This is a genomic window from Streptomyces sp. NPDC001744, assembly GCF_042892575.1.
Classification (GTDB): domain Bacteria; phylum Actinomycetota; class Actinomycetes; order Streptomycetales; family Streptomycetaceae; genus Streptomyces.
In genome coordinates this window covers 1-26,417 of the sequence record NZ_JBIAUG010000028.1, presented here as the reverse complement: position 1 = coordinate 26,417, position 26,417 = coordinate 1, and the positions used below count along the sequence as shown (strand labels likewise).

Annotated in this window: 26 protein-coding genes; 14 read left to right on the top strand and 12 right to left on the bottom strand. The window is 73.0% G+C overall.

The window, feature by feature from the left end:
* Positions 1–59: 59 nt before the first annotated feature.
* The gene (locus tag ACFYZY_RS27000; RefSeq protein WP_388699037.1) at positions 60–512 is read right to left on the bottom strand and encodes a nucleoside deaminase; all 453 of its coding nucleotides are present in this window, start codon (positions 510–512) and stop codon (positions 60–62) included.
* Between the two features lie 282 nt (positions 513–794).
* Between ACFYZY_RS27000 and ACFYZY_RS26995 the strand changes: the two genes are divergently transcribed.
* The gene (locus tag ACFYZY_RS26995; RefSeq protein WP_388699035.1) at positions 795–1,289 is read left to right on the top strand and encodes a hypothetical protein; all 495 of its coding nucleotides are present in this window, start codon (positions 795–797) and stop codon (positions 1,287–1,289) included.
* 19 nt (positions 1,290–1,308) lie between these two features.
* Here ACFYZY_RS26995 and ACFYZY_RS26990 read toward each other — a convergent pair whose 3' ends face one another.
* Positions 1,309–1,938 (bottom strand): flavodoxin family protein, encoded by a 630-nt coding sequence (locus ACFYZY_RS26990; RefSeq protein ID WP_388699032.1) that lies wholly within the window; start codon positions 1,936–1,938, stop codon positions 1,309–1,311.
* Between the two features lie 148 nt (positions 1,939–2,086).
* Between ACFYZY_RS26990 and ACFYZY_RS26985 the strand changes: the two genes are divergently transcribed.
* Positions 2,087–3,022, top strand: a complete 936-nt coding sequence (locus ACFYZY_RS26985; RefSeq protein WP_388699030.1) for a DMT family transporter — start codon at positions 2,087–2,089, stop codon at positions 3,020–3,022.
* On the opposite strand, the gene ACFYZY_RS26980 is transcribed toward ACFYZY_RS26985, so the two are convergent.
* A complete protein-coding gene (locus tag ACFYZY_RS26980; protein WP_388699028.1) occupies positions 2,919–3,809 on the bottom strand; it encodes a LysR family transcriptional regulator in 891 nt (296 codons plus the stop codon). The two genes, ACFYZY_RS26985 and ACFYZY_RS26980, sit on opposite strands and share 104 nt — an antisense overlap.
* A 79-nt stretch (positions 3,810–3,888) precedes the next feature.
* Positions 3,889–4,266 carry a PLD nuclease N-terminal domain-containing protein gene (locus tag ACFYZY_RS26975; RefSeq protein WP_388699026.1) on the bottom strand — a complete coding sequence of 126 codons (378 nt, stop codon included), beginning with the start codon at positions 4,264–4,266 and terminating at the stop codon, positions 3,889–3,891.
* A 90-nt stretch (positions 4,267–4,356) separates the two neighbouring features.
* On the opposite strand from ACFYZY_RS26975, the gene ACFYZY_RS26970 reads away from it, so the two are divergent.
* The 3 genes from ACFYZY_RS26970 (at position 4,357) to ACFYZY_RS26960 (ending at position 7,502) form a co-directional block, all read left to right on the top strand.
* Positions 4,357–5,814, top strand: coding sequence for a menaquinone biosynthesis decarboxylase (locus ACFYZY_RS26970; protein WP_388699023.1), 1,458 nt, complete (start codon positions 4,357–4,359; stop codon positions 5,812–5,814).
* A 79-nt stretch (positions 5,815–5,893) separates the two neighbouring features.
* A complete protein-coding gene (gene mqnP, locus ACFYZY_RS26965) occupies positions 5,894–6,796 on the top strand; it encodes a menaquinone biosynthesis prenyltransferase MqnP (protein WP_388699020.1) in 903 nt (300 codons plus the stop codon).
* A gap of 31 nt (positions 6,797–6,827) precedes the next feature.
* Positions 6,828–7,502, top strand: coding sequence for a UbiX family flavin prenyltransferase (locus ACFYZY_RS26960; protein ID WP_388699017.1), 675 nt, complete (start codon positions 6,828–6,830; stop codon positions 7,500–7,502).
* Here ACFYZY_RS26960 and ACFYZY_RS26955 read toward each other — a convergent pair.
* Complete coding sequence (locus ACFYZY_RS26955) at positions 7,499–7,627, bottom strand: hypothetical protein (RefSeq protein WP_388699174.1); 129 nt, start codon at positions 7,625–7,627, stop codon at positions 7,499–7,501. The genes ACFYZY_RS26960 and ACFYZY_RS26955 overlap by 4 nt on opposite strands.
* A gap of 125 nt (positions 7,628–7,752) precedes the next feature.
* Here ACFYZY_RS26955 and ACFYZY_RS26950 point away from each other — a divergent pair, with 125 nt between their 5' ends.
* Together ACFYZY_RS26950 and mqnE are read left to right on the top strand one after the other, a co-directional pair.
* Positions 7,753–8,208: an Lrp/AsnC family transcriptional regulator gene (locus ACFYZY_RS26950; RefSeq protein WP_388699014.1), complete on the top strand. Its 456-nt coding sequence runs from the start codon at positions 7,753–7,755 to the stop codon at positions 8,206–8,208.
* Between the two features lie 73 nt (positions 8,209–8,281).
* Entirely contained in the window at positions 8,282–9,445 is a 1,164-nt protein-coding gene (mqnE, locus tag ACFYZY_RS26945; protein ID WP_388699010.1) for an aminofutalosine synthase MqnE, read from the top strand.
* A 49-nt stretch (positions 9,446–9,494) separates the two neighbouring features.
* Here the strand turns inward: mqnE and ACFYZY_RS26940 are convergent, their stop codons facing one another.
* Positions 9,495–10,361 carry a GyrI-like domain-containing protein gene (locus ACFYZY_RS26940; protein WP_388699006.1) on the bottom strand — a complete coding sequence of 289 codons (867 nt, stop codon included), beginning with the start codon at positions 10,359–10,361 and terminating at the stop codon, positions 9,495–9,497.
* A 97-nt stretch (positions 10,362–10,458) separates the two neighbouring features.
* A complete protein-coding gene (locus tag ACFYZY_RS26935; protein WP_388699003.1) occupies positions 10,459–10,992 on the bottom strand; it encodes a GNAT family N-acetyltransferase in 534 nt (177 codons plus the stop codon).
* Between the two features lie 127 nt (positions 10,993–11,119).
* Between ACFYZY_RS26935 and ACFYZY_RS26930 the strand changes: the two genes are divergently transcribed.
* The 3 genes from ACFYZY_RS26930 to ACFYZY_RS26920 all read left to right on the top strand — a co-directional run bounded on the left by ACFYZY_RS26930 (position 11,120) and on the right by ACFYZY_RS26920 (position 13,910).
* Positions 11,120–11,386, top strand: coding sequence for a DUF4229 domain-containing protein (locus tag ACFYZY_RS26930; protein ID WP_388699166.1), 267 nt, complete (start codon positions 11,120–11,122; stop codon positions 11,384–11,386).
* Positions 11,387–11,788: 402 nt separating this feature from the next.
* Complete coding sequence (locus ACFYZY_RS26925) at positions 11,789–13,150, top strand: dicarboxylate/amino acid:cation symporter (protein ID WP_388699000.1); 1,362 nt, start codon at positions 11,789–11,791, stop codon at positions 13,148–13,150.
* 115 nt (positions 13,151–13,265) lie between these two features.
* A complete protein-coding gene (locus ACFYZY_RS26920; protein ID WP_388698997.1) occupies positions 13,266–13,910 on the top strand; it encodes a TetR/AcrR family transcriptional regulator in 645 nt (214 codons plus the stop codon).
* A gap of 106 nt (positions 13,911–14,016) precedes the next feature.
* On the opposite strand, the gene ACFYZY_RS26915 is transcribed toward ACFYZY_RS26920, so the two are convergent.
* From ACFYZY_RS26915 to ACFYZY_RS26905, 3 genes are all read right to left on the bottom strand, one after another.
* Positions 14,017–14,265 (bottom strand): SCO4226 family nickel-binding protein, encoded by a 249-nt coding sequence (locus tag ACFYZY_RS26915; RefSeq protein WP_388698994.1) that lies wholly within the window; start codon positions 14,263–14,265, stop codon positions 14,017–14,019.
* Positions 14,266–14,298: 33 nt separating this feature from the next.
* The gene (locus ACFYZY_RS26910) at positions 14,299–14,961 is read right to left on the bottom strand and encodes a pyridoxal 5'-phosphate synthase (protein WP_388698991.1); all 663 of its coding nucleotides are present in this window, start codon (positions 14,959–14,961) and stop codon (positions 14,299–14,301) included.
* A 162-nt stretch (positions 14,962–15,123) separates the two neighbouring features.
* On the bottom strand, positions 15,124–15,771 hold the full coding sequence (locus tag ACFYZY_RS26905; RefSeq protein ID WP_388698988.1) for a TetR family transcriptional regulator: 648 nt from the start codon (positions 15,769–15,771) through the stop codon (positions 15,124–15,126).
* Positions 15,772–16,150: 379 nt separating this feature from the next.
* Here ACFYZY_RS26905 and ACFYZY_RS26900 point away from each other — a divergent pair, with 379 nt between their 5' ends.
* The 3 genes from ACFYZY_RS26900 to ACFYZY_RS26890 all read left to right on the top strand — a co-directional run bounded on the left by ACFYZY_RS26900 (position 16,151) and on the right by ACFYZY_RS26890 (position 20,432).
* Positions 16,151–16,951: a VOC family protein gene (locus tag ACFYZY_RS26900; RefSeq protein ID WP_388698985.1), complete on the top strand. Its 801-nt coding sequence runs from the start codon at positions 16,151–16,153 to the stop codon at positions 16,949–16,951.
* A 185-nt stretch (positions 16,952–17,136) separates the two neighbouring features.
* A complete protein-coding gene (locus ACFYZY_RS26895) occupies positions 17,137–19,560 on the top strand; it encodes a PQQ-binding-like beta-propeller repeat protein (RefSeq protein ID WP_388698982.1) in 2,424 nt (807 codons plus the stop codon).
* A 317-nt stretch (positions 19,561–19,877) separates the two neighbouring features.
* On the top strand, positions 19,878–20,432 hold the full coding sequence (locus ACFYZY_RS26890; protein WP_388698980.1) for a hypothetical protein: 555 nt from the start codon (positions 19,878–19,880) through the stop codon (positions 20,430–20,432).
* 209 nt (positions 20,433–20,641) lie between these two features.
* On the opposite strand, the gene ACFYZY_RS26885 is transcribed toward ACFYZY_RS26890, so the two are convergent.
* Positions 20,642–20,857: a hypothetical protein gene (locus ACFYZY_RS26885; RefSeq protein ID WP_388698978.1), complete on the bottom strand. Its 216-nt coding sequence runs from the start codon at positions 20,855–20,857 to the stop codon at positions 20,642–20,644.
* Positions 20,858–21,072: 215 nt separating this feature from the next.
* On the bottom strand, positions 21,073–24,120 hold the full coding sequence (locus ACFYZY_RS26880; protein ID WP_388698975.1) for a BTAD domain-containing putative transcriptional regulator: 3,048 nt from the start codon (positions 24,118–24,120) through the stop codon (positions 21,073–21,075).
* Positions 24,121–24,704: 584 nt separating this feature from the next.
* On the opposite strand from ACFYZY_RS26880, the gene ACFYZY_RS26875 reads away from it, so the two are divergent.
* Positions 24,705–26,270: an APC family permease gene (locus tag ACFYZY_RS26875; RefSeq protein ID WP_388698972.1), complete on the top strand. Its 1,566-nt coding sequence runs from the start codon at positions 24,705–24,707 to the stop codon at positions 26,268–26,270.
* Positions 26,271–26,417 lie beyond the last annotated feature (147 nt).

The window sequence follows — 26,417 nt, the reverse complement described above, 5'->3', positions numbered from 1 at the left end:
TAAAGCGTTCGGCTTTTCGAGTCTGTTGCGAGTCCGTAGCGGGCCCGCGGCCCGGGGGCTCACGCGTCGCCGATGTCCTCGTTCCACAGCTCGGGGCGTGCGGAGACGAACTCCCGCATGAGCGCGGCGCACGCGGGGTCGTCGAGGACGACGACCTCGACGCCGTGCCCGGCGAGCCAGTCGTGCCCGCCGCGGAAGGTCTCGGCCTCCCCGACGACGACCCGCGAGATCCCGAACTGCCGGACGAGCCCGGAGCAGTACCAGCAGGGCGAGAGGGTGGTGGCCATGGTCGTCCCCCGGTACGAGCGCTGCCGTCCGGCGTCCCGGAACGCGGCGGTCTCCGCGTGCGCGGAGGGGTCCCCGTCCTGCACGCGCCGGTTGTGCCCGCGCCCGAGGAGGGTGCCGTCGGCCGCGTAGAGGGCGGCCCCGATCGGGATCCCGCCCTCACGGAGCCCGGCGCGGGCCTCGTCGAGGGCGGTGGCGAGCCATGAGCGGGCCTGGTCCATGTCCATGGGGGAGCCTTCCCCGGGGGCCGCCCGCGCCACGCGCCGGAGGGCGGGTTCTCTCCTCGGCCGGCCGGCGGCGGTGCGCCCGGTGGGGCCGGACCGGCCCGGTCCGCGTGCTCGTCGCCGGGTGCGGAATCCCGCACCGCTGGTCGCACAACTCCCTTGCGCGCCAAGCTTTTTCACGTGCCGTACGGAATTCCTCTCGGCGGGGTCCGGACAGCTCGTCGCGGCGGTACGCTCGGGGCGCCCCCCGTGGTCGCGCGGGGGGCGGGGCGGGAAACCGCGGGGGTGGACGAGTTGCCGTGGGACCACCGCTATGCCCTCACCGTCGGGTGCCGGGTCGGAGTGGAGAGCAGTGCGGGCGTGACGACGGTGACCTGGAGCGTCGCCACGCTGTCGTCACCGGAGATGCGCCGACCACCGGAGAAGGAGGCGCAGGTCGCCTTCGAGTGCCCGCGGTGCGGGAAGCCCTTCGTGGCCACCGTGGAGAGCGTGGCCAAGGCCCGGCGCAAGCGTCTGGTCTACCTGACGATCGGCCTGCTGCTGTTGCTCTCGCTGCTCGTCACGCTCCCCATGGCCTTCCATGTCGGGGGCCAGGTCCGGGAGGAGAACGACCCCTCGATGAACCCCCTGGCCGTCCTGGTGCCGCTCGTCGCCGTGGGATTCGTCGCCGGGCTGACCTTCTTCAGGGTCGGCCGCCGCTACGAGGGCGTCAAGAAGTACCGTCTGGTCCTGCCGAACGGGAAGCGGACGGCACTCGTCCAGGGCCACCGCTTCGACTGACCCGCCGGGGCCCGCCCGCTCACACGGCCGCTCCCGCCCCCTCCTCGTAGGGGAACCGCGCGAGCGGCGTCTCCTCCTGGAAGAAGGTCTTCGCGCGGATCAGGGCCTCCGTGTCCGCGCGGACCTGGCCGGGGCGGGAGCCCGTGCCCGTCAGGACGCCGCCGAAGCGCATGCGGAGGTAGGCGGCCGAGTGGTTCAGGGAGGTGACCAGGCCCCCGGCGACGACGTGCTCCTCGTGGGCCAGGGCCGTCACGCCCCACAGGGTGCCGCCCGCCATGCGCTCCTTGAAGTCCGAGCCGGGGACGTTCAGCCAGCCCGACCAGTGGTCGAGGTAGCGCTTGGTCTGGGCGGAGAGGCTGTACCAGTACAGGGGCGAGACGATGACCACGTCGGTGGCCTCCACCGTCGCCTCCAGGAGCGTCTTCTCCGCCTCGTTCACCGGCGGGCCCGTCACCTCGTGCCGCCCGTCCCGGAAGTCCGGCAGCGACAGCCCGGTCAGGTCCACCCAGCGCTGCGCGACGCCGGCCGGCAGGTGCGCCGCCGCCTCGCGGGCCAGGATCTCCGAGTTGCCGTCCGGGCGGGAGCTGCCCAGGACGAAGAGGAACGAGCGGTTCGAGAAGTCCGTTCCGGACAGGGCGCCGAGGTTCATGTCTGCTCTCCGTCTCAGGGGTTCCCCGGTGCCAACCCCCTTGCCCGTGAGGGTATTCCGGCCCCATCGGTTCCGCCGATGGGCCCCATCGGCAGGACGCCCCACGAGGCCGTGGACCGTTCCCGTCCCCCTCCGTAGCGTCGTCGGCATGAGAAGCGAAACGCGCGGCACCGTCGAACTCACCCTCGCCATGGTCCTCTCCGGCACCCTCGGCGTCTTCGTCGTGGAATCGGGGGCCCGGCCCTTCGAAGTGGTCTTCTTCCGGTGCCTCTTCGGGGCCCTCGCGCTCGGGGCGTACAGCCTGGCCCGGGGGTTCCTCACCGGGCACGGGTTCACCCCCGGGAAGCTGGGGCTCGCCGCGCTCGGCGGGGTGTTCATCGTCCTCAACTGGGTCTTCCTCTTCGAGGCGTACGAGGCCGCCTCGATCTCCCTCGCCACCGTCGTCTACCACACGCAGCCGTTCTTCCTGGTGCTGCTGGGCGCGCTGTTCGCGGGGGAGCGGATCTCCGCCGGGAGGCTGGGGTGGCTCGCCGTCGCCTTCGCCGGGCTCGTCCTCGTCTCGGGGGTGCGGCCGGGCGCCACCGGCTCCCTCCGGGGGCTCGGGTTCGCGCTCGCCGCCGCCGTCCTCTACGCCCTGGCGACCTTCGTCACCCGGCGGATCGTCGGGGTGCGGCCCCATCTGATCGCCCTCGTGCAGGTGCTCGCCGGGCTGCCGCTGCTGCTGCCCTTCGCGGACTTCGGGGCGGCGGCCGGGCTCGGCACCGGGTGGGCGTGGCTCGCGGGCCTCGGTCTGATCCACACCGGGCTCATGTACGTGCTGATGTACGCGGCCTACGCCAAGCTGCCCACCGCCAAGGTCGCCGTGCTCGCCTTCGCCTACCCGGCGGTCGCCCTGGGCGTCGACTGGGCCGTGTACGGGCACCACATCGGGCTCGTCCAGGCGCTCGGCGTCCCGCTCATCGTCCTGGCGAGCCTCCGGGTCACCCTGTCGGGGTCTGCTCCCGCACGAGCCGTCGCGCCTGCTCCGCGAACAGCCGCGCGGGGGCCGGAAGCCGCTTCCCCCGCCGCCACGCGAGCTGTGTGAAGAGCGTGAACGGCGCCTCCCAGTCCAGCGGGGTCAGGACACCGGACGCCAGCTCCTCCGCGACCGTCACCCGGGGCAGCAGCGCCGCCCCCAGACCGGAGGCCACCGCGCGCTTGGTCGCCTCGACCGTGCCGAACTCCAGGAAGACCGGCGACCACTCCCGCAGCTCCGCCTCGAACAGGTCGCGGTACGCGCAGCCCGGCTCCGGCCCCGCCAGCGGCGCCCCGGCCACGTCCGCCGCCGTCAGGCCCGTGCGCCCCGCCAGCGGATGGCCCGGTCCCGCCACCAGGACCAGCGGCTCGGGCGCGAGGACCTCCGACTCCAGGCCCTCGTGCTCCGTCCCCGCCTCCATCAGGAAACCGACGTCGTACGTGCCCTGCCGCAGCGCCCGCCGGGTCTCGTCGCCGAGCGTGGGCCGCAGGGCGATCCGCACCTTCGGGTGGCGGTGGTGGAAGTACTCCAGGAGCGGCGGCAGCCGGTAGGAGGTGAGCGATTCCATGGTGCCGACGGCGACCGTCCCGGCCGGTTCCCCGGTGTCCGCGACGGCGGCCCGGGCCTCCTCCGCGAGACCGGTCAGCCGGCGGGCGTACGGCAGGAGCCGTTCCCCGGCGTCGGTGAGCCGGACGCGGCCGCCGAGCCGTTCGAAGAGTTCCGTGCCGAGGGAGGTCTCCAGGGACCTGATCTGTGCGGTGACGCTGGACTGCGCGTAGCCCAGCTCGGCGGCGGCCCGGGTGAAGGAGAGGACGTCCGCGACCTTCTCGAAGGTGGCCAGGAGTCGCAGCTCCATCAGTTCTCCGTCCTCGTCCCCGTGCCTCCGGGCCCCGTCGGCTCCCCGTCCCCGTCCCCGGGCCCGCGGACCGGCCCCGTCAGCTCTCCGTCCCCGTCCCCGGCTCGCCCCGCTCGCGCCGCTTCAGCTCCTCCTCGCGGCGGCGGAGGTCCGCCTCCCAGTCCTTCAGGAGGTCGTCGTCGCCCTTCGGGGCGTTCCCGCCGCTCTTGAGGGAGTCCAGGAACTCGGGGTTGTCGTCCGGCGCCACCCAGGCGCCCGCGCCGCCCCGGTTCCTCGGCCTCCGCTCCTTGCCCGCGACGATCCAGCCGACCGCGCCGACGATCGAGAACAGCAGGACCACGATGGCCCACACCGGCTTCGGGAGGTGCTTGACCTCTTCCTCCGGGGTGTTGAGGCAGTCGATGAAGGCGTAGATCATCAGCGCCAGCGGCAGGATGAACAGCAGCGCCCTGAGCATGTGGGACAGCCCCCCGGAAGCGGTGGCGGGGGCGCGCTTCGGCGGCCCCGGTGACAGGTCCAGGGTAGCCGGTGACCGATACTTGCCCCTATGGCTTACGACGATCTCCGCTCGCTGCTCAGGGCTCTGGAACGCGAAGGCGACCTCAAGCGCATCAAGGCCGAAGTCGATCCGTACCTGGAGGTCGGGGAGATCGTCGACCGCGTGAACAAGGCGGGAGGGCCGGCGCTCCTCTTCGAGAACGTCAGGGGCTCCTCGATGCCGCTCGCGATGAACGTCTTCGGGACGGACCGCCGGCTGCTCAAGGCGCTCGGCCTGAAGTCGTACGGCGAGATCAGCGAGAAGATCGGCGGCCTCCTCAAGCCCGAGCTGCCGCAGGGCTTCGTCGGGGTCCGCGAGGCGTTCGGCAAGCTGGGCTCGATGGTCCACGTGCCGCCGAAGAAGGTGAAGTCCGACGCGGCCCCCGTGCAGGAGGTCGTCCTCACCGGCGACGACGTCGACCTGGACGCGCTGCCCGCGCTCTTCACCTGGCCGAAGGACGGCGGCTCCTTCTTCAACCTGGGGCTCACCCACACCAAGCACCCCGAGACCGGCGTCCGGAACCTCGGCCTCTACCGGCTCCAGCGCCACGACAAGCGCACCATCGGCATGCACTGGCAGATCCACAAGGACAGCCGGAACCACTACGCGGTGGCGGCCGAGCGCGGCGAGCGGCTGCCGGTCGCGATCGCCTTCGGCTGCCCGCCGGCCGTGACGTACGCCTCGACGGCCCCGCTGCCGGGCGACATCGACGAGTACCTGTTCGCCGGCTTCGTGCAGGGCAAGCGGATCGAGATGGTCGACTGCAAGACCGTGCCGCTCCAGGTTCCGGCGCAGGCCGAGGTCGTGATCGAGGGCTGGCTGGAGCCGGGCGAGATGCTGCCCGAGGGCCCCTTCGGCGACCACACCGGCTTCTACACGCCGCAGGAGCCCTTCCCCGCCCTGAGGATCGACTGCGTGACGACGCGGAGGCGTCCGCTGCTCCAGTCGATCGTGGTCGGCCGTCCGCCGACCGAGGACGGGCCGCTCGGGCGGGCCACGGAGCGCTTCTTCCTGCCGCTGCTGAAGATCATCGTGCCGGACATCGTGGACTACCACCTGCCGGAGTCCGGCGGCTTCCACAACTGCGCGATCGTCTCGATCGACAAGAAGTACCCGAAGCACGCGCAGAAGGTCATGCACGCCATCTGGGGCGCGCACATGATGTCGCTGACCAAGCTGATCGTCGTGGTCGACAAGGACTGCGACGTGCACGACCTGCACGAGGTGGCCTGGCGGGCCCTCGGGAACACCGACTACGCCCGTGACCTCACCGTCGTCGAGGGTCCGGTCGACCACCTCGACCACGCCTCCTACCAGCAGTTCTGGGGCGGCAAGGCGGGGATCGACGCCACGAGGAAGCTCCCCGAGGAGGGGTACACCCGGGACGGCGGCTGGCCGGACATGGTCGAGTCGGACCCGGCGACGGCGGCCCTGGTGGACCGGCGCTGGAAGGAGTACGGACTGTGACGGAACGCGGCACGATGCATACGGACGGCGCGAAGACGGGGTTTTCCCGCCTTCGCGGGGATGATCCGGGGTACGGGCTGTGACCACTGCCGCCGTGCCCGGCGCCCGGCCCGGACGTACGAAAGCCTTCCTGCGGCTCGTGATGATCGAGCACTCGGTCTTCGCGCTGCCCTTCGCGTACATCGCCTCGTTCACCGCGATGTTCCGGACGGACGGGCACATCCACTGGTGGACGCTGCTGCTCGTCACCGTCTGCATGGTGGGGCTCCGGACCTTCGCCATGGCCTGCAACCGGATCATCGACCGGGAGATCGACGCGCGCAATCCGCGCACGGCCGGCCGCGAGCTGGTGACCGGCGCGGTGTCCGTGCGGTCCGCGTGGACCGGGGCCGGGATCGCCGTCGTGGTGTTCCTGGGGGCCGCCGCCCTGCTGAACCCGCTCTGCCTGGCGCTCGCGCCGCTCGCCGTCGTCCCGATGGTGGTCTATCCGTACGGCAAGCGGTTCACGAACTTCCCGCACGCCATCCTGGGGCTCGCCCAGGCGATCGGGCCGATCGGCGCCTGGATCGCGGTGACCGGGGAGTGGTCCTGGGACGCGGTGGTCCTGGGGGTCGCGGTGGGCGTCTGGATCGGCGGCTTCGACCTGATCTTCGCCTGCCAGGACGTGCGGGCGGACCGGGCGCACGGCGTGAAGTCGGTCCCGGCCCGCTTCGGCATCCCGGCCGCCCTGTGGGGCGCGCGGGCCTCGGCGGTCGTGACGACCGGTCTGCTCGTCTGGTACGCGCTCGCCACCGGCGCCGGGCTCTTCTTCTGGATCGGTCTGGCGGTCGTCGTGGTGGCGTTCTGCTACGAGCACACCATCGTGAAGCCGCACGACCTGTCCCGGCTGAACCGGGCGTTCTTCACGACGAACGGTTTCATCGGCGTCAGCCTGTTCGTCTGCGCCCTCCTCGACCTGCTGGTCCGCGGGCTCGCCCCGTAGCCCCGGACCCCTCACGGATAGGCTCGACGGCATGAACGACGGCAAGCGCGCCCCCTGGATCGTGGGGGTTTCCGGGGCGTCCGGCACGCCGTACGCCGCCGCCGTCCTGAGGGGGCTGCTCGCCGCCGGGGAGAGCGTCGACCTGATCGTGTCGCGGGCCTCGCGCCTGACGCTGCTCGACGAGACCGGGATCTCCTTCCGGGACGCCCACTGGCGCGAGGACCTGGCGGCCTGGCTGGCGCGGGGCGCCGACGGGCGGCCGGACGCCTTCGACGTGGCGGGGGCCCTGGACGGCGTGCGGTACTGGCCCGCCGGTGACCTCGGCGCGGGGCCGTCGTCGGGGTCGTACCCGGCGAAGGGGATGCTGGTGGTGCCGGCCTCGACCGCCTCGGTGGCGGGAGTGGCGCTCGGACTCTCGAAGGACCTGCTCCAGCGGGTCGCGAGCGTGACGCTGAAGGAGCGGCGTCCGCTGGTGGTCGCCGTGCGGGAGACCCCGCTGAACGGGCAGACGCTGCGGCACATGGTGACGCTGGACGAGGCGGGCGCGGTGGTGCTGCCCGCCTCTCCGGCGTTCTACGCGGGGGCGACGCACATCCAGGACCTGGTGGACTTCGTCGCCGGGCGGGTGCTGGACGCGGCGAAGGTGCCGCACCGGTTGTACCGCCGGTGGGAGGGAGAGCTGGGTGCGGCTCTCCGGTCCGGTTAGCGCTTCGCGGCGCGCTTCCCCCGGGGGGCGCGCCTCGAGGCGGGGACGGGCTGGTGGGCACGCGAGCGGTTGGCCAGGTCCTGCAGCTCGCGCATGCGGGCGTAGGCCATCTCGATCGTGTACACGCTGAACACCACTCCTGAGGGATCGTCTTCGATCTTCTGAAAGATTCACAGGGGGTTTTCCCTGTGCGCCTTAGATTCTATACCTATACTCGCGGTATCGCTGGACAATGGAAGGCTTCATACCTATGGACGCCGTGGACAGGCAGCTCATTCAGGCCCTGCGCGAGAACGGGCGTGCCTCGTACGCCGAACTCGGCCGGCTCGTCGGGCTCTCCGGCCCCTCCGTCACCGACCGCATCAACCGTCTGGAGACGGCCGGGGTCATCACCGGCTACCGCGCCACCGTCGACGCCGCCTCGCTCGGCCTCGGCGTCACCGCCCTCATCGGCATCTCCCTCTCCGACGCCGCCGACCACGAGGACGTGGCCCGCCGGCTCAAGGACCTCGCCGAGATCGAGGACTGCTGGTTCATCGCCGGCGACGACTCCTTCATGCTCAAGGTGCGCGCGAGCGACGTCGACGGCCTGGAGAAGACGATCCGCCGCCTCAGCGGCACCCGGGGCGTCTCCCGCACCCGTACGACGATCGTGCTCTCCACGAAGTGGGAGAACCGGGTCGGAGAGCTGCCCGAAGAGGTCTGAGAGTACGGTGGACGACGTTCGGTTCCGGGGGACCGACGTCTGGATTCCGGAGATCAAAGGGAGGCGGCCGCACATGGACGCGGGACTCAAGCGCGAACTTGAGCAGAAGGTCCGGGACGGTGAGCGGCTGAGCCGTGAGGACGGCATCGCCCTGTACGAGTCCGACGACCTGGCCTGGCTTGGCGGTCTGGCCCACGAGGTCCGGACCCGCAAGAACGGCGACGTGGTCCACTTCAATGTCAACCGGCATCTGAACATGACCAACGTCTGCACCGCCTCCTGCGCCTACTGCTCCTTCCAGCGCAAGCCGGGCGAGAAGGACGCGTACACCATGCGCATCGAGGAGGCCGTGCGCCTCGCGAAGGCGATGGAGAACGAGAACCTCACCGAGCTCCACATCGTCAACGGGCTCCACCCCAACCTGCCCTGGCGCTACTACCCGCGCTCCCTCTCCGAGCTGAAGAAGGCCCTCCCGAACGTCTCCCTCAAGGCGTTCACGGCCACCGAGATCCACCACTTCGAGACGATCTCCGGGATGTCGGCCTCCGACATCCTCGACGAGCTGATCGAGGCCGGTCTGGAGTCGCTGACCGGCGGCGGCGCCGAGATCTTCGACTGGGAGGTCCGCCAGCACATCGTGGACCACCGCACCCACTGGGAGGACTGGTCCCGGATCCACCGGCTCGCCCACGAGAAGGGGCTCAAGACCCCGGCGACCATGCTGTACGGGCACATCGAGGAGCCCCGGCACCGCGTCGACCACGTGCTGCGGCTGCGCGAACTCCAGGACGAGACCGGCGGCTTCCAGGTCTTCATCCCGCTGCGCTACCAGCACGACTTCGTGGACATGAAGGACGGCAAGATCCGCAACAGGCTCCAGGCGCGCACCACCATGGCGACCGGCGCCGAGGCCCTGAAGACCTTCGCGGTCTCCCGGCTGCTCTTCGACAACGTGCCGCACGTCAAGGTCTTCTGGGTCATGCACGGCGTCCAGACCGCGCAGCTCGCGCTCCAGCACGGCGCCGACGACATGGACGGCTCGGTCGTCGAGTACAAGATCACGCACGACGCCGACAACTACGGCACGCCGAACAAGCTGGGCCGCGAGGACCTGCTCGAACTGATCAGGGACGCCGGCTTCCGGCCGGTCGAGCGGAACACGCGGTACGAGATCATCCGCGAGTACCCGGGCCCGGACGCGGAGCGGCGCGAGTCGCCGCAGCCGATGCGGGTCTGACGTCCGCACGGGGAGGGCCGGCGGGGGCGATCCCCCCGCCGGCCCTTTCTCACGCCTCCGTGCGCTCCACCGGGATCCACAGCTCCGCCCGCGCCGTCGTCCGGTCCTCCGAGGGCCGCACGCCGAGCAGTTCGGGACCCGGCCGGCTCGCGTACGGGTTGGACGGGAACCACTGGGTGAAGACGTCCCGCCACAGGTACTGGAGCGCCTGCGGGTACGGGCCCTCGTTCTCGAAGACGGCCCAGGCCCCGGCGGGCACGTCGAGGGCGTCGAACTCCTCCGGCACGTCCGCGCCGCTCACCACCCCGTGCCAGTAGTCCAGCTCGGCGCCCTCCTCGCGACTGTCCGAGAGGTGGGTCACCGCCGACAGGACGCCCCCGGGCTCCCCGTCCGACAGGCGGGCGAGCCGGTCCAGGGCCTCCCGGCCGATGGACCGGACGTGCGCGGTGATCGCCGGGTTCTCCCCCTCGTGGACCAGGGGGACCCGGGCTCCGCGCCCGATGATCCGGAAGGCGTCCTTCTCCACGATCCTGTACCGCATGGTGCTGTTCCCTTGGACGACGAGGCGGAAGGACATCCGGGGCTGGGAGCGCAGGGCCGCGCCGGTGCGGCGGGCCTCGCCGGGGCCGATCCCGTGCACCGCGCGGAACGCGCGGGCGAAGGCCTCCCCGGAGCCGTAGCCGTGGCGCACCGCGATCTCCAGGAGCGTCCGCCCGCCGTCGAGCACCTCGGCGCCCGCGACGGTGAGCCGCCTGCGCCGTACGTACTCCGACAGGGGCATCCCCGCGAGCGCGGAGAACAGGCGCCGGAAGTGGTACTCCGACGTCGTCGCGATCCGGGCCAGCTCGGCCGGGTCGAGGTCGCCGCGCAGGCGTTCCTCGATGTGGTCGAGCGCCCGGTTCAGTCCCTCCAGCACGTGGTCCGTCCTTCCTTTTCCGTGTCCTCACCGTAGGAAGGGGCCGGGGGGCCGGACCCGACATCCCGTGCCCGGTCCGGTCGGGTCTCCCGCCGGCTCACCTCAGCGGGAGCAGCATGACGACGTCGTCGCGGTCGTCCCCGGGGGCGACCCGTATCGCGCCGGGGACGCGGCCGACCTCCTTGTAGCCGCACCCGGCGTAGAAGGCGTCGACGCCGGTGCCGCCCCGGCAGGTCAGCCGGATCGCCTCGATCCCCTCGAAGCCCGGCGCGGTGCGGGCGGTGCGCTCGGCCGCCGCCATGAGGTCGCGGCCGTACCCCCTGCCCTGGTGCCGGGGGTGGACCATCACGGTGTAGAGCCACACCCAGTGCCGCATCAAAGGGTGGGTGTTGAAGGTGAGGAAGGCGGTGGCGGCGACCTCGCCGTCCCCGTCGCGGCCGACGAGCAGGCGGGTGCGGCCGTCGGCCATGTCGACGAGGTGCCTGAGCAGGGCGGGGCGGATCTCCTCGGCGGTCACGGGCGGGACGAAGCCGACGGCCCCGCCCGCGTTGGAGACGTCGGTCCAGAGGGAGAGCACACCGTCGCGCAGGGCGGGACCGACAGCCGGGTCCGCCTCGAAGGTAAGGGTCATGGATGGAGTCTAGTCATTACGAATGGGGGGCGGGGGTGGGCCGGTCCCGAAGGGCGCGCCGCCCCGTGCTTCACTGGAGGGACGCTTGTCCCACAGAGGATCTTTTCGGAACGGAAGAGTGACTGACATGCTCCGCTACACGGTGCTGCGGCTCGGCATCTTCGCCGGGTGCTTCCTCGCCCTGTGGGGTCTCGTCACCGTCGGCGTGCTGCCGCGCGGTCTCGGCGACTCGAACCTGCTCTGGGTCCTGGTCCTCGCCATCGTCGTCTCCGCCCCGCTCAGCTTCGTCCTCCTGCGCCGGCAGCGCGACGAGATGAGCGTCGAGATCGTGGAGAAGGTCGACCGCGCGAAGGGCCGCCTGGACGCCAACCGGGCCCAGGAGGACGCGCTCTAGCCGGTCGTCCGGCGGCCGTGGACCTCGCGTAAAGAACGCGTAAGTTTCCTCACACGTACACCCCCGGGTTCGGAGCTTCCAAGGCTCCGGCCTGGGGGTTTCCGCGTTTCCGAGGCCGCGGGGCGCTCCCGCCCCCCAAAGAAGAGCTTTGAGCTTCTCAAAGTACAAGTGTTAACGTGTTCACCATGAAGACAGCAGCGCGCACCTCCGACGCCACGGGCACCCCGCTCGTGGCGCGCCTGCACGTCGATCTGTGCCGCTGTATGTCCGCGGTCTGTTGCCGCGAGCTCTGACCTCCCCGGCATCCATGCGGCGGCCCCGCGCCCGAGCGCGTTCCCGTGGCCGCACCCCCGTCCCCGTACTTCCCGGTTCTCCCGGTACGCACCTGTGGAGTGTGTCTCTGTGTCCGCGCCCGCTTCCGCCTCCAAGGCTTCCGAGGCCCCCGAGTCCCCCGGGTCGGGGTCCTCGTTCCGGATACCCAAGGTCCCCTTCTGGGCCCAGATCGTCGCCGGTCTCGTCCTCGGCGTCCTGCTCGGCTGGATCGCCCGCAGCCAGGACGTCTCCTGGCTGAAGGAGACCCTCGGCCAGGTCGGCGACATCTTCGTCCAGCTCCTCAAGCTGGCCGTCGCCCCGCTCGTCTTCTTCGCGATCCTGGTCTCGATCACCAACCTGCGGAAGGTGAACAACGCCGCCCGGCTCGCCACCCGCACCCTGCTCTGGTTCATGGTCACCTCCCTGATCGCGGTCGCCATCGGCCTCGCGATCGGCCTGATCACCAACCCGGGCTCCGGCACCGGCCTCACCCCGCAGGACGGCAAGCTGCCGAAGCGCGAGGGCTCCTGGATCGACTTCCTCACCGGCATCGTCCCGACGGACGTCATCACGCCCTTCACCGAGCTGAACGTCCTCCAGATCGTCTTCATGGCCGCCGTCGCCGGCATCGCCGCCCTGAAGCTCGGCGACCGCGCCAAGCCGATCCTCACCCTCTCCGAGTCGGTCCTCGAACTGCTCCAGAAGGCGCTGTGGTGGGTCATCCGCCTCGCCCCGCTCGGCACCGTCGGCCTCATCGGCTTCGCCATCGCCGACTACGGCTGGGACCTGATCGGCAAGTACGCCACCTTCACCGCCGACGTCTACGTCGGCTGCGCGATCGTCCTCTTCGGCGTCTACCCGCTGCTGCTCGCCACCGCCGCCAAGCTCAGCCCGCTCCACTTCTTCAAGGGCGCCTGGCCCGCCATCCAGCTGGCCTTCGTCTCCCGCTCCTCGGTCGGCACCATGCCGGTCACCCAGAAGGTCACCGAGCGCCTCGGCGTCCCGAAGGAGTACGCCTCCTTCGCCGTCCCGTTCGGCGCCACCACCAAGATGGACGGCTGCGCCGCGATCTACCCGGCGCTCGCCGCGATCTTCATCGCGCAGATCTTCGACGTGCAGCTCGGCATCCAGGACTACCTCCTGATCGCCTTCGTCTCGGTGGTCGGCTCGGCCGCCACGGCCGGCCTGACCGGCGCGACCGTCATGCTGACCCTGACCCTCTCCACCCTGGGCCTCCCCCTGGAGGGCGTCGGCCTGCTCATGGCGATCGACCCGATCATCGACATGATGCGCACCGCCACCAACGTCGCGGGCCAGGCACTCGTCCCGGTGATCGTCGCCGCCCGCGAGAAGATCCTGGACCGCGCCGCGTACGAGAACGCCTCGTCGTCCCCGATCGACGAGCCGGCCGGGGAGCGCACCGAGGACGAGAAGGTCCTGGTCGCCGCCTGACCCTCCGGCGGGCAGCGCCCGCCCGAGTCCCACGTGCCCCCCGCCCCCGCACGGGCGGGGGGCACGTAGGCTTTCGCGGGGCACCCGGTGGATCTTGGAAACGGAGGGGGACGCCATGGCCGACGCCACGAGGGCACGGCGGCTTCCGCGCGCCGTGCGGGAACGGCAGATGCTGGACGCGGCCGTGCGGAGCTTCGCGCGGCACGGGTACCAGACGGCCTCCATGGACGAGATCGCGGAGCTGGCGGGGGTCTCCAAGCCGCTGGTGTACCTCTACCTGAACTCCAAGGAGGAGCTGTTCACCGCCTGCATCCGGCGGGAGGCCGGGGCGCTGCTCGCCGCCGTGGCCGCCGGGGTCGGTGACGCGGAGCTGCCGCCCGACGAACGGCTGTGGGCGGGGCTGCTCGCCTTCTTCACGTACGCCGCCGAGCACCCCGACTCCTGGGTGGTCCTGAGCCGGCAGGCCCGGACGCAGGGGGAGCCGTTCGCGACCGAGGCGTCCCGGATGCGGGAGGAGATCGTGGCCTTCGTGGCGGGACTCATCGGCGAGGCGGCGCGGGAGGCGCACGGGAACTCCGGGATCACGGAGCGGGACGTGAACGCGCTCGCGCAGGCCCTGGTCGGCTCGGCCGAGTCGCTGGCGAGCTGGGCCAACGAGACGCCGGGCGTGACCGCGAGGGAGGCGGCCGCGACGCTGATGAACTTCGCCTGGGCCGGACTCGGGAACCTCATGCGGAGCGAGCGGTGGTCCCCCCGCTGAATCCCGCCGCGGGACCGCCGGCCGGTGGTCCCGCCGCCGGGGTCCGGCGCGTCCGCGCGGTCCCGCCCGCCCGTGAGGACCGGGGAGCCGCGCCGCGCGCCCTCCCTCACACGGTGAGGGGCACCTCGTGGATCTCGTCGGCCGTGTGCCCGGCCCGCTCGTGGACCCGCTGCACGGCCTCGGCGGACGGCCCGGTCGACAGGCAGTAGACCGTGCCCGTCGCGGGGTCCGCCCACGCCTTCTCGAAGTGGACGTTCTCTTCCTTCTCGACGGCGAGATCGGCCTCGTGCGCCGCGCGGAGCTGGTCCCCGGTGATGCCCGTCATGCCGTGGTGCACGTCCATGTACATACCCATGTTCCTCGCACCTCCTCGTTCCATCATGCGCCCTCAGGGCCAGAGCAGCTCCCTGGTCCAGCCGCCGCCGGGCGCGGGGTCGCGGCGGTAGCGGAGGCGGACGTGGCGGCGGCGGTCGTCGCCCTGGAAGAACTCGACCTCGGACGGCTCGACCACGTAAAGGGTCCAGGTCGGGACCGGGGCGTCCGGCTCCGCCTCCGCCCGCCGCCATGCCTCCCCGCTCGCCCCGGCGAGGGTGCGGAGGGAGTCCAGGACCTCGCTCTGCCGACCGGTGAGCGCCGAGGCGAGGGCGCCGGTGGAGCGGGCGTGGAGGTCCGCGTGCGCCTCCTCGGGGGAGCCGGTGGTGACGCGGCCCCTGACCCGGACCTGGCGGCCCTGGACCGGCCAGTAGAAGCCGAGCGCCGCCTCCGGACGGGCGGCGAGCTGACGGCCCTTGGCGCTGGTGGAGTGCGAGGCGAAGTGCCAGCCGCGCGCGTCGGCGTCGTGCAGCATCACCGTACGAACGTCGGGCCTGCCGTCCCCGTCCGCCGTGGCCAGGGAGAGGGTGTGCGGCTCGGTCTGGCCGGCCGCGACGGCCGCCGTGAACCAGGAGTGGAAGAGGGGGAGCGGTTCGGACGGGGCGTCCGCCGGGTCGAAGGACGGGAGGTCGGTGTCCCAGACCCGGAGGGAGCGGAGGGCGCGGTGGAAGTCGGTCACGGGGCCACGGTAGGGCGCGGGGCGGGGGAGGCGGGGGAAGCGGAGGCCGGGGCGGTCCGGGGCCGGGGGCGTTCCGCCCCGGAAGACGGCGACGCCGGCGGCGGCCCGGGGGAGCGGGCCGCCGCCGGCGTCGGCGACAGGACGGAGCGGGAGGGGGCGCGGCTACCTGGTCGGCTTCTTGCCGGTGACGCCCAGGTGGACCAGGAGGGCCAGGTTCGGCTTGAGCTCGTTCTGCTTCACGCCCCAGGCCTGGAACCCCTTCTGGTGACCCGCGACCGCCGCCAGCATCGTCACCAGGGAGCCGGCCATCGCCGCCGGGCTGACGTCCTTGTCGACCTTGCCCTTGGCCTGGAGCCCCTTCACCGCCTCCGTGAGGGAGGTGGTGACCGAGTTGAGGATCTTCGAACGGATCTTGTTGAACCGCTTGTCGCCCTCGGCGGCACCGAGGTCCACGACCCGGAGGATCGCGTCGTGCTTCCGCCAGAAGTCCAGGAATCCCTCGACGAGTTCCTCGGAGGTCTGCCATCCGGCCTTGCCGACCCAGGAGCGGCCGGAGGTCAGGTCGGCAAGGCCGGCGCCCTCCTTCGCCATGTCCTCCGCGATCTCCAGAACCGCTCCCTCGACATCGGGGAAGTACTGGTAGAACGTCGCGGGTGACGTACCCGCCTTCCGGGCCACGTCGATGACCTTGACGTCCCGGTAGGGCGAGGAGTTGAGCATCTCACCGAGACAGTCGAGCAGTTTCTGCCGCGTCGCCTGACCGCGCCGACCGGCCACGCGGCCGTCGACGGTGCGTACTTGTCCTGTCATGCCGTCAGCTTACCGACGGGCCGTGGGGGCGCGATTCGGCCGACTGCAAATGGGGTGCGCCCCTCGCGCATTCGTGTTCTGCGAGGTTGGCGCGGGTGTGGGGGAGGAGAGGGCGGGGCGGGGGAGGGTCGGTATTCGGACAGAATGGCGAGGGGTCCGGAGGTGCCGGGGTCGGCCGGAAAGCGCCCGGGTGTCCTCCGGGCGACGCCCGGAGTCCGGGTTCACCCGGAGGGGTCCCGCACTCGAATAGGCTTATGAACAGCCTGTGGACAACTTCGGTGGACAACTCAAGCGCCGCAAGGGTTCCGGCCCGGCGAATCGGCTCTTCGTTCACATCTCGGGGCGTGCGGAGCCCGCTCCGCCGCCCTAGCGTGAGGCCATGGCCGTACGTACTGAGGGCACCCCGTGCTGGGTGGACGCACAGCTTCCCGACCTCCGGGCGGGCAAGCGCTTCTACGGCGGGCTCTTCGGCTGGACCTTCGACCCCGACCGCGACGAGGCCCTGCTGCGGGGACGGCGCGTCGCCGGACTGCTCCCCAAGCGCGACGGCCGCATGCCCACCACCTGGACCGTCTACCTCGCCACCGGGAACGCCGGCACCCTCGCCGCCCGGATCGAGGCCGCCGGCGGACGGATGGTCATGGCCCCCTACCCCGTCGGCCCCTTCGGGGTCCTGGCGCTCGCCGCCGACCCCGGCGGCGCCGTCTTCGGCCTCCGCCAGGCGGGCGACGACGACGGCTTCGAGCTGACGGGCGAACCGGGCACCTTCTGCCGGATGGAGGTGTACACGCGCCGGCCCGACGCCGTGGACACCTTCTACGCCGCCGTCTTCGGCTACTCCGGCGGCCGGGGCGGCCCGGGGGAGGAGGCCGGGGACACCGGCCCCGGCTCCGGCCGCCGCACCTGGTCGCTCCCCGGCTCCCGCACCGGTGACGGCACCTCCGCCGGCCGGACCGTCATCACCGACGACTTCCCCGCCGAGATGCCGGGGCACGTCCTCGTCCACTTCGCCGTGGCCGACTGCGACGAGGCGTGCGCCGCCGCCGTCCGGCTCGGCGGCCGGATCGCCTCCCCGGCCCGCGACACGCCGCACGGCCGCGTCGCCGTCCTCCACGACGACCAGGGCGCCCGCTTCGCGGTGCTCGCGAGGACGGGCTCGAAACCGTCCGGTACGGCCTGAGAAGTCCACCCCGTACCCGGCCCCCGCACCGCCCCCGTGCCGCCCGGCGCGCACCGCGCCGGACCACCTCCTCACGACCCGTGACACCCCGATCCGCCCCCGGGTTCGCCACCGGGCCGCCGGACAGGAAGAATCAGGGCCACGGGGCCGTACCCTCATGGCCCGTACGGGGAGGTGGCAGGCAAGTGGAGCAGCTGACGCAGCACGACCCGAGACGCATCGGGCCCTTCGAAGTGCTGGGCCGGCTCGGCGCGGGCGGAATGGGCCTGGTCTATCTCGCGCGGTCGGCCTCGGGCCGGCGCGTGGCGATCAAGACCGTGCGCACGGAGCTCGCGGAGGACCAGCTGTTCCGGGTCCGCTTCACCCGGGAGGTGGAGGCCGCGCGGGCCGTCTCCGGCTTCTACACGGCCGCCGTCGTCGACGCCGACCCCCGGGCCGCCGTGCCCTGGCTGGCCACCGCCTACGTGCCGGCGCCCTCCCTCGAGGAGATAGTGAACGAGTGCGGGCCGCTCCCGGCCCAGGCCGTGCGCTGGCTGGCCGCCGGCGTCGCCGAGGCCCTCCAGTCCATCCACGGGGCGGGCCTGGTCCACCGCGACCTCAAGCCCTCCAACGTCCTCGTGGTCGAGGACGGCCCCCGGGTGATCGACTTCGGCATCGCGTCCGGCGTCTCCAACACGCGCCTGACCATGACCAACGTCGCCGTCGGCACCCCCGCCTACATGTCGCCCGAGCAGGCCCGCGACTCGCGCAGCGTCACCGGCGCCAGCGACGTCTTCTCGCTCGGCTCGATGCTGGTCTTCGCCGCCACCGGGCACGCGCCCTACCACGGCGCCAACCCGGTCGAGACCGTCTTCATGCTGCTCCGCGAGGGCCCCGACCTGGAGGGCCTGCCCGACGAGCTGCGTCCCCTCATCGACTCCTGCATGCAGACGGACGTCTCCCGGCGGCCCACCCCGGCCGACCTCCAGGCCCAGCTCGCCCCGCACCTCTTCGGCCCCGGCAGCGACGACAGCGGCACGGCCTCGGCCTGGCTGCCGGAGAGCGCCACCGCCATGATCGAGCGGCGGCGCGGCGGCGGCCGTACCGCGCCCGCCCCGTCCGTACCGCCGCCCCCGCCCGGTCCGCCGCCCGGGGACCCGCGCTTCCCGGACGCCGGGCCCGGCACCGGCCGCGCCCTGCCCGCGCCCGCCCCCGGCGGCCGGCACGCCGGTCCCGACGGGGGCACGGGCGGCCCCGTGCGGCTCGGCGGCGGGAACGTGCCCATCGGTCCCGGCCCCCGGGTCGCCGACACCCGGGCGGCGCTCGCCGTCGGCCGGGGCGCCGACGCGGGCCCCGCGACCGGCTGGATCCGCCCGCCCGGCGGCGGCCCGCACGGCGCCGAGCCCGGTCCGCCGCCCGGCTCCCGCCCGCTGAACGTCCCCGCGCAGGGCGGCGGCACGGGCGTGGCTCCGCCCCCGCCGGAGCCCGGCCACTGGCGGCCCTGGCGCTTCCGCATGTCGAACGACGTCTGGGGCACCCCGGTCGTCGAGGGCGACCTGCTCTACGTCACCTCCTTCGAGGTGCACGCCCTGGACACCGGCAGCGGCCGGCGCCAGTTCAAGACCCGGGACGTGGCCTGGTCCATGGCCGTCGCCGGGGGCCGTATTTACGCCTCCGACGGGCCCACCCTCTACGCGCTCGACGCCACCGACGGCGGCGAGCGCTGGCGGCTGCGCACCGACGCCTGGGTGTACTCGCTCAAGGTCGACCGGGGCACGGTGGTCACCGGGACGCGCGGCGGCGGGGCCCAGGGCTGGGAGGCGTCCAACGGCGCCAAGCTGTGGGAGGTCACCGGCGTCCAGACCGACTTCGAGACCCCGGAGGCGGGGCCCGCCGTGCACGACGGCACCGTGTACGTGTGGCGGGACGCCCGGCTCCGGGCCCTCGACGCCCGGACCGGCGTGGAGCGCTGGTCGTACCCGGTCGGGGACGCCGCCTCCTGCGGGGGCGTCCCCGTACGGGTGGCCCCGGCCGGGGACGGCTGCGTGTACGTGTCGGCCGGCACCCGGGTCCTGTCGATCGACGTCGCCGCCGGGCACGTCCGCTGGCACTTCGAGGCCCCGGCCGTCTTCCTCTCCCCGCCCGTCTTCGCGCCCGGCCCGGCCGTCACCGGCGGCGGCGTCTACCTCGCCGACCACCTGGGCACGGTGTACGCGATCGACGCCACCACCGGCCAGGACCGCTGGCGCATCGCGACCGAGCCGCGCCAGTCGGCCGAACCGGTCCTCGTCGCCGACGGCAACGTGCACGTCGGCAGCGGCAGCGCGCTCTACACGCTCGACGCGGTCACCGGCACCCCCCGCTGGCGGTTCGCGGCGGGCGGCGCGCTGGTCGGCTCCCCGGTCGTGGCGGACGGCCGCATCCACTTCGGCTCGGCCGACCACGTCCTCTACACCCTGGACGCGAACGGCGGCCAGCTGCGCTGGAAGCTCGCGACCGGGGGCGAGATCACCGGCTCTCCGGTGGTGAGGGGCGGGGTCGTGTACGCGTGCAGCAAGGACCGCTGCGTGTACGCGCTCGACGCGGTGAAGGGCACGGCGACGGGCCGCGGCGCGGCAGCGGGCCGCTGACCCCTTCCCGTACGGGTCGGGGCGAGCGGTCCCGTACGGGAAGGGGCGGACGGTCCCGTACGGGCCGGGCCCCGCGGGAGACCGGCGCCGGCACGGCCGTGACGGCCGTCGCACCGGGCACGGAAGGGGCTTCGGACGGCGGCCGTCGTTCCGGGGAGAACGGGGACGGCGCGGGCGCCGCGGCGGACCGGCGGCGCGGCCCCCCGGGCGGTCCGGCTCTCGTTCCCGACGCTACGCCGGGTCCGGAGGGGCCGCCACGCGGCGCGGGAACGGCGTTAGTGTGGCGCGAACACGACAGGAGTGACGGGGGAACGACGATGGTACGGACGCGGCTGAAGCTCGCGGCGACGCTCACGGCGGTGGTGCTCGCGCTGACCGGTTTCCAGACCGGCGGCCACGGCGGCAGCGGCGGTGGCAGCGGGAAGAGCGGCAAGAGCAGGAGCCACTCCTCTTCCTCCGACGACGATTCAGGCGGCGGCTGCTCCAGCTCCGAGAAGGACAACGACGACTACGGCTCCGAGAACGGTCCGGGCGGCGGGTCCACGGCCACGGCGAGCCCGTCCCCGACGTCGGCCCGGGTCGACGTGGAGGTCGTGGACTGCGTGGAACCGGGCCGCCGGAAGACCGGGAAGCGGCCGGCCCGCGCGGCGGACACCACGGCGACGCTGCGGATCGACTCGCACGACGCCGTCGACGGGACGTACACCATCACCCTGGAGTTCAAGGACGCCACGGGCAGGGCGGTCGACTCGGTCGGGACCACCGTCACCGTCGGGAGCTACGAGAAGAAGACCGTCGAGGTCGCGATGGAGCACCCGAAGGCCGTCGACCGGGTGAAGGACTGCTGGGTCTACGACGTCCGCAAGCAGTAGCCCGGGACGTGCGAAGGGCCGGGCGGATGCCCGGCCCTTCTTCGTGCGACGGTCCGGTCGCGTTGCGCACGGGCCCCGCCCGGACGGATCCCCCCTGGTTCCGTCCGGACGTCCCCCGGCCCGTGCGCTCCCCCGTCGACCGGTTCCGTCCGGCCCCGGCGACTCCCCCGAAGTCGCCGCCGCGGCCGTCTCCCCCCGTCGGGAGTGGACTAGTCGACCGGCCGCGCCGTGTGGACCTCGTCGCCCGTGACCTTCTCGGTGATCGCGCCGACCGCCGGCTCCGAGGTGGCGTGCATGTCCTTGGTCACGAGGGTCTCGCCGGCCGGGGCCGTGATCTTCGCGGTGATCGCGCCGATCGCGGGCTCCGAGGTGGCGTGCATGTCCTTGGTGGTGATGAGCGGGTCCTGCTGGATCGGGTCGGTCATGCTCGTCAACTCCTGCGTGTGGTGTCCGTGGTGTGAGGAGGTCCGTCCGGCCGTTCCCCCGTGGACGACCGGACGGACCTCCGGGGCCGGTCACCCCGGTGCCCGGAACGACGACCCTCACTGGCGGTCCGCCTGCCCCCCGACGCGACGGACCGTCATGGGAAGAGCATGCCGGACGGCGATAAACGAACGATGAACGCCCCGGCGGCGGACGCCTACGCGGCCGTCGCGGGGGCCAGCAGCGCGCGGACCTCGTCGGCCTCCGGGGCGCCCAGGCCCTCGAAGATGCCGAGCGCCTCCCGCCAGCAGACCATCGCCCGGCCGCTCTGGCCGATGCCGAAGAGGCCCCGGCCCAGGACGGTGAGGACGTTGCCCCGCCGCCATTCGCCCCCGATGCCCCGCAGCACCGTGAGGGCCATCTCGGCGTTCGACGCCGCCTGCGCGTGCCGGCCGGCGGCGAGGTCCACCTCGGACAGCCGGAAGAGGGTCATGCCCTCCCACAGCCGCTGCCGGCTGTCGGCGAAGACCGCCAGCGCCTCGCGGAGGTGCTCGGCCGCCGAGTCGAGCCGGCCGTCCTGGGTGAGGGCGAGACCGAGGGCGTACCGCCCGTTGGCGCCCCGGAGGGCGTGTCCCATCGCGTCGTAGATCTCGGTGCCCCGCCCGGCGAGGGCTATGGCGCTCGGCGTGCGGCCCGTGGCCAGGTGGATGCGCGACAGGTTGCAGAGGGCGCTCGCCTCCCCCGGCTCGTCCCCGATGCCGCGGAAGCGTTCGATCGCCTCGGTGAGGTAGTGCTCGCCCTCCGCGAAGCGGTTCTGGTACAGGGCGATGATCCCCCGCGCGTTGGCGGACCAGCAGGCCGGTACCGGATCGCCGGCCCGGTCCGCGTGGGGCAGGGCCAGCTCGGCGTCGCGGTCCGCCTCCGCGAAGCGGCCCGCCGTGTGGTGGACGCCCGCCAGGACCATGAGCGCGCGCCCCTCGGCCCTGGCGTCCCCGTGGGCGCGGGCGGCGTCGCGGACGACGACGCCCGTCGCCTCGAACTCCTTGGAGTTCGCCCCCGACTCGCCCAGGTCCAGGGACGCCCACAGCAGGTCCACGCCCCGGCGCAGGGTCGCGGGCGAGGCGGCGGACCGGCGGACGGTGGCCAGGAGGCAGCCGGCCTCCGCGTACAGCCAGTCCTGCGCCTCGTGCCGGTCGGTGAAGGCCAGGCCGTCGTACGCGGTGGGTTCCAGGTGGTCCACGAGCCGGTCGCCGGGGCGCTCGATGGCGTAGACCCGGGCCGCCGTCGACAGGTAGAAGTCGAGGAGCCGGGAGAGCGCCGCCTCCTTCTCCGACGGGGGCTGCTCGTCGCGGTCGGCGCACGCACGCGCGTAGAGGCGGACCAGGTCGTGGTACCGGTAGCGGCCCGGGGCCGCCGATTCCACCAGGGACGTGTCGACCAGGGCTTCGAGCAGGTCCTCGGTGTCCCACAGCGGCAGGTCGAGGACGGCCGCCGCCGCCGGGAGGGAGATGTCCGGGCCGTCCGCGAGGCCGAGCAGCCGGAAGGCGCGGGCCTGGGCCGGTTCGAGCTGGCCGTAGCCGAGCTCGAAGGTGGCCTTGACCGCGAGGTCGCCCGCCTGGAGTTCGTCGAGGCGCCGCCGTTCGTCCGCCAGCTTGGCGGCGAGGACCGAGACCGTCCAGGTGCGGCGGGCCGCGAGCCGGGAGGCGGCGATGCGGATGGCCAGCGGCAGGAAGCCGCAGGCGGCGACCACGTCGAGCGACGCCTCCCGCTCGGCCCCGACCCGCTCCTCGCCCACGATCCGGGTGAAGAGCTGGAGCGCCTCCTCCGGGGACATCACGTCCAGGTCGACCAGGTGCGCGCCCGCAAGGTCCACCATCCGGATGCGGCTGGTGACCAGGGCCGCGCAGCCCGCCGTGCCCGGCAGCAGCGGGCGGATCTGGGCGGCGTCGCGCGCGTTGTCCAGGAGGACCAGGACCCGGCGGCCGTCGAGCGTGGAGCGGTAGAGCGCGGCCCGGTCGTCGAGGGAGTCGGGGATGGCCGAGTCCGGGGTGCCGAGCGCCCGCAGGAAGGAGCCGAGGACGGTCTCGGGCGCCGCCGCGCGCGATCCCGCGCCCTGGAGGTCCACGTACAGCTGCCCGTCGGGGAAGTGCGGGCGGGCCTCGTGGGCGACGTGCACGGCGAGCGTGGTCTTGCCGACGCCGCCGATGCCCGCGAGCGCCGAGACCGCCATGACGTGCCCCTCGGCGGTGGCGAGCCGGTCGCCCAGCTCCCGTACGAAGGCGGCGCGGCCCGTGAAGTCCGGCACGGTCGCCGGGAGCTGGGCCGGGCGGGCGGCGGGCGCGGCGGCCGGGGCGGGTTCCTCGACCGGGCGGGCGAGTTCGGCGTCGGCCCGGAGGATGCGCTGCTGGAGCCGGGACAGCTCGGGGTTCGGGTCGACGCCCAGTTCGTCGGCGAGGAGCCGGCGCGTGTCGGCGTACACGGCGAGCGCCTCGGCCTGCCGTCCGCTGCGGTAGAGGGCCAGCATGAGCAGTTCGCGCAGCCGCTCGCGCAGCGGGTGCGCGGCGGTGAGCGCGGTCAGCTCGGAGACGGCCTCGGCGTGCGCGCCGACCTCCAGGTCGATGTCGAGGCGGGTCTCCAGGAGGGTGAGCCGCCACTCCTCCAGGCGGATGCGCTGGGCTTCGGCGTACGGGCCGGGCACGGAGGCCAGGACCTCGCCGTCCCACAGGTCGAGGGCGCGGGCGAGCCGTTCCCGGGCCGCCGCGCGGTCCCCGCCGGTCCGCAGCTTCTCGGCCTCGGCGGCGAGGTCCCGGGCGGTGGCGAGGTCGAGCGCGGCGGCGGAGGCGCGCAGGGCGTAGCCGCCGGACTCGCTGACGAGGACGTCGGGGCCGAGGGCCTTGCGGAGCCGGGAGGCGTAGGTGCGGACGGCCGCGAGGGCCTGGGAGGGCGGCTCCTCGCCCCAGAGCGCGTCGATCAGCTCGGAGGCGGTGGCGGTGCGGCCGCCGCGCAGGAGCAGGGCGGCGAGCAGGGCGCGTTGCTGGGGGGAGCCGGTGGGCACGGCCTCGCCGTCCCGCCAGGCCCGTACGGGGCCGAGTACGGCGAAGCGCAGCGGACCGCCGGGCCCGCCTTCCGTCTCCGCCGGGATCTCCGGGGCGTCCCCGCCCGCCGCGGCCTCCGGTTCCACCGGGGCCGTCGGGTCCGCCGGGATGTCCCCGCCCGCCTCCGGAGCCCGCTGTGCCGGAACGCGCGGCCCGTCCTCACGGTGCATAGCTCCCCCTGCCCGTACCGCTGGTTTCGCCCGGGACAGTCTGCCTTGTCCGGAGGGAGTCCGTCAGCATCGGGCCGTTGTCGCCCGGGACGTAGCGAGGCCGTAGCCGGGCCGTTGCGGGACCGTTGTACGGGCGGCGGGCGCGAGGGGCGGCGTACGACGACGGCCGGTGACGGACGGGGGGTGCCGGACGCCGGGTCCCGGGGCGGGAGGGGCGGACGGCGGATTCGGGAGGCGGGTGTGCCGGACGGGTTTCCGCGCCGGACACGCTCCGTAGGCGTTCCGCTCCCGCCGGGGTCCCGGGCGTTGGCGCGTCCGGCCCGGGGACGGTCCGGGGGCGGCCCGGCGGCGGGCCGGAAAATTTCTCGGGAAAATTTTGAAACGGACATTTGGGGACGCGCTGCGGTTCCCGCATACCGGACACCGTCGAGCTGACCTACCGCTTGGTCGGGTGGCGTGGCAGCTCGATCTTTCAATCATTGGCGAGCGACCCGAACGACCCCCGCAATGCAAGGAGTCTGTTGATCAAGTGAGCGGATTCTGATCTTCCGGATATGGAAACCGCAGCATTTAACGTCCTGTTCATGACTCAGGTGGAAGCTCGGCCGCAGGCCGGAGACACGGTAAGGGGCGTCGACGCCCCGGGCGACGCCCACGGTGTACGCGCCAAGGGCCTGGGCGGCAATTCCGTCGGCCTCCTCGGCAGCGCCGTCATCGGCGTCTCGACCGTCGCCCCCGTCTACTGCCTGACCTCCACGCTCGGCTCCACGGCCGGTGAGGTCGGGCTCCAGATGCCCGCCGTCTTCCTCGCGGGCTTCCTCCCGATGCTCCTCGTCGCCTTCGCGTACCGGGAGCTCAACAAGGCCATGCCGGACTGCGGCACCTCCTTCACCTGGACCGTGAAGGCGTTCGGCCCCAAGATCGGCTGGATGTGCGGCTGGGGCCTCGTCATCGCGACGATCATCGTCCTCTCCAACCTGGCCGGCGTCGCGACGTCCTACTTCTGGCTCCTGGCGGGCGAGATCAGCGGCAGCGATTCCGTCGCCGCGCTCGACGACAACAAGGCCGTCCACATCCTCACCTGCCTCGCGCTCATCGCCGCCGCCACCGCGATCAGCTACCGGGGCATGACCGCCACCAAGGGCGTGCAGTACGCCCTCGTCGGCCTCCAGCTCGTCGTCCTCGCCGTCTTCGTCGCCATGGCCCTGTCCAAGGCCGGGTCGTTCGAGACCTCGATCGACTTCTCCTGGTCCTGGATGAACCCCTTCGCGGTGCAGTCCTTCGCCTCCTTCACGGCCGGACTCTCGCTCTCGATCTTCATGTACTGGGGCTGGGACGCCTGCATGGCGAGCAACGAGGAGACCACCGGCAGCGAGAAGACCCCCGGCCGCGCCGCCCTCATCGCGATGGTCGTCCTGGTCGGCTCCTACCTGGCCACCGGCATCGCCGCCCAGATGGCCGTCGGCTCCGGCGAGGACGGTCTCGGCCTCGCCAACCCGGAGACCTCCGACAACGTCTTCGCCGCCCTGGCCGGCCCCGTCATGGGCCCCACGCTCGGCATCCTGCTCTTCGTCGCGGTCCTGGCCTCCGCCGCCGCGAGCCTCCAGACGACCTTCATCCCGGTCGCCCGCACGGTCCTCGCGATGTCCACGTACGAGGCGCTGCCGAAGTCCTTCACCGAGGTCCACCCGGTCTTCAAGACCCCGGGCAGGGCCACGGTCGTGGCGGGCGTCGCCACCGGTGCCTTCTACACCGTGATGACCCTGGTCAGCGAGCACGTCCTGGTCGACACCATCTACGCCCTCGGCCTGATGATCTGCTTCTACTACGCGCTCACGGCCTTCGCCTGCGTCCGGTACTTCCGCGGGGAGCTGTTCCGCTCCTTCCGCGACTTCGCCTTCAAGGGCCTGATGCCGCTGCTCGGCGGCCTCATGCTCACGGCGGTCTTCGGCAAGACCCTGTACGACATGTGGGACCCGGCGTACGGCTCCGGCTCCGCCGTCCTCGGCATGGGCTCGGTCTTCGTGATCGGCGTCGGGCTGCTGCTCCTCGGAGTGGTGATCATGCTGGTCATGCAGCGCCGCAGCCCCGCCTTCTTCCGGGGCGAGGTCCTGACCCGGGAGACCCCGTCCCTGGTGATGGAGGACTGACCGGCCCCCGGGGCGCCGGAACGCGGAGGTGGGGGGGGGGCGGGGGCCCCCCCCCCCCCCCGAGAGGGCCCGCGCCGCCCCCGCCCCGCGCCGCCCGGGCCCCCCGGGCGCCGCGCGGGCGGGCGAGGCCCCCCCCCCCCCCCCCCC

Bases quoted from the DNA above. Each gene is read 5' to 3' on its own strand.
- ACFYZY_RS26915 (WP_388698994.1), bottom strand. From the start codon at position 14,265: ATGGGTATGTACATGGACGTGCACCACGGCATGACGGGCATCACCGGG.
- ACFYZY_RS26885 (WP_388698978.1), bottom strand. From the start codon at position 20,857: ATGACCGACCCGATCCAGCAGGACCCGCTCATCACCACCAAGGACATG.
- ACFYZY_RS26990 (WP_388699032.1), bottom strand. From the start codon at position 1,938: ATGAACCTCGGCGCCCTGTCCGGAACGGACTTCTCGAACCGCTCGTTC.
- ACFYZY_RS26900 (WP_388698985.1), top strand. From the start codon at position 16,151: ATGGCCGTACGTACTGAGGGCACCCCGTGCTGGGTGGACGCACAGCTT.
- ACFYZY_RS26890 (WP_388698980.1), top strand. From the start codon at position 19,878: ATGGTACGGACGCGGCTGAAGCTCGCGGCGACGCTCACGGCGGTGGTG.
- ACFYZY_RS26880 (WP_388698975.1), bottom strand. From the start codon at position 24,120: ATGCACCGTGAGGACGGGCCGCGCGTTCCGGCACAGCGGGCTCCGGAG.
- ACFYZY_RS26985 (WP_388699030.1), top strand. From the start codon at position 2,087: ATGAGAAGCGAAACGCGCGGCACCGTCGAACTCACCCTCGCCATGGTC.
- ACFYZY_RS27000 (WP_388699037.1), bottom strand. From the start codon at position 512: ATGGACATGGACCAGGCCCGCTCATGGCTCGCCACCGCCCTCGACGAG.
- mqnE (WP_388699010.1), top strand. From the start codon at position 8,282: ATGGACGCGGGACTCAAGCGCGAACTTGAGCAGAAGGTCCGGGACGGT.
- ACFYZY_RS26960 (WP_388699017.1), top strand. From the start codon at position 6,828: ATGAACGACGGCAAGCGCGCCCCCTGGATCGTGGGGGTTTCCGGGGCG.
- ACFYZY_RS26930 (WP_388699166.1), top strand. From the start codon at position 11,120: ATGCTCCGCTACACGGTGCTGCGGCTCGGCATCTTCGCCGGGTGCTTC.
- ACFYZY_RS26935 (WP_388699003.1), bottom strand. From the start codon at position 10,992: ATGACCCTTACCTTCGAGGCGGACCCGGCTGTCGGTCCCGCCCTGCGC.
- ACFYZY_RS26975 (WP_388699026.1), bottom strand. From the start codon at position 4,266: ATGCTCAGGGCGCTGCTGTTCATCCTGCCGCTGGCGCTGATGATCTAC.
- ACFYZY_RS26970 (WP_388699023.1), top strand. From the start codon at position 4,357: ATGGCTTACGACGATCTCCGCTCGCTGCTCAGGGCTCTGGAACGCGAA.
- ACFYZY_RS26875 (WP_388698972.1), top strand. From the start codon at position 24,705: ATGACTCAGGTGGAAGCTCGGCCGCAGGCCGGAGACACGGTAAGGGGC.
- ACFYZY_RS26950 (WP_388699014.1), top strand. From the start codon at position 7,753: ATGGACGCCGTGGACAGGCAGCTCATTCAGGCCCTGCGCGAGAACGGG.
- ACFYZY_RS26980 (WP_388699028.1), bottom strand. From the start codon at position 3,809: ATGGAGCTGCGACTCCTGGCCACCTTCGAGAAGGTCGCGGACGTCCTC.
- ACFYZY_RS26920 (WP_388698997.1), top strand. From the start codon at position 13,266: ATGGCCGACGCCACGAGGGCACGGCGGCTTCCGCGCGCCGTGCGGGAA.
- ACFYZY_RS26905 (WP_388698988.1), bottom strand. From the start codon at position 15,771: ATGACAGGACAAGTACGCACCGTCGACGGCCGCGTGGCCGGTCGGCGC.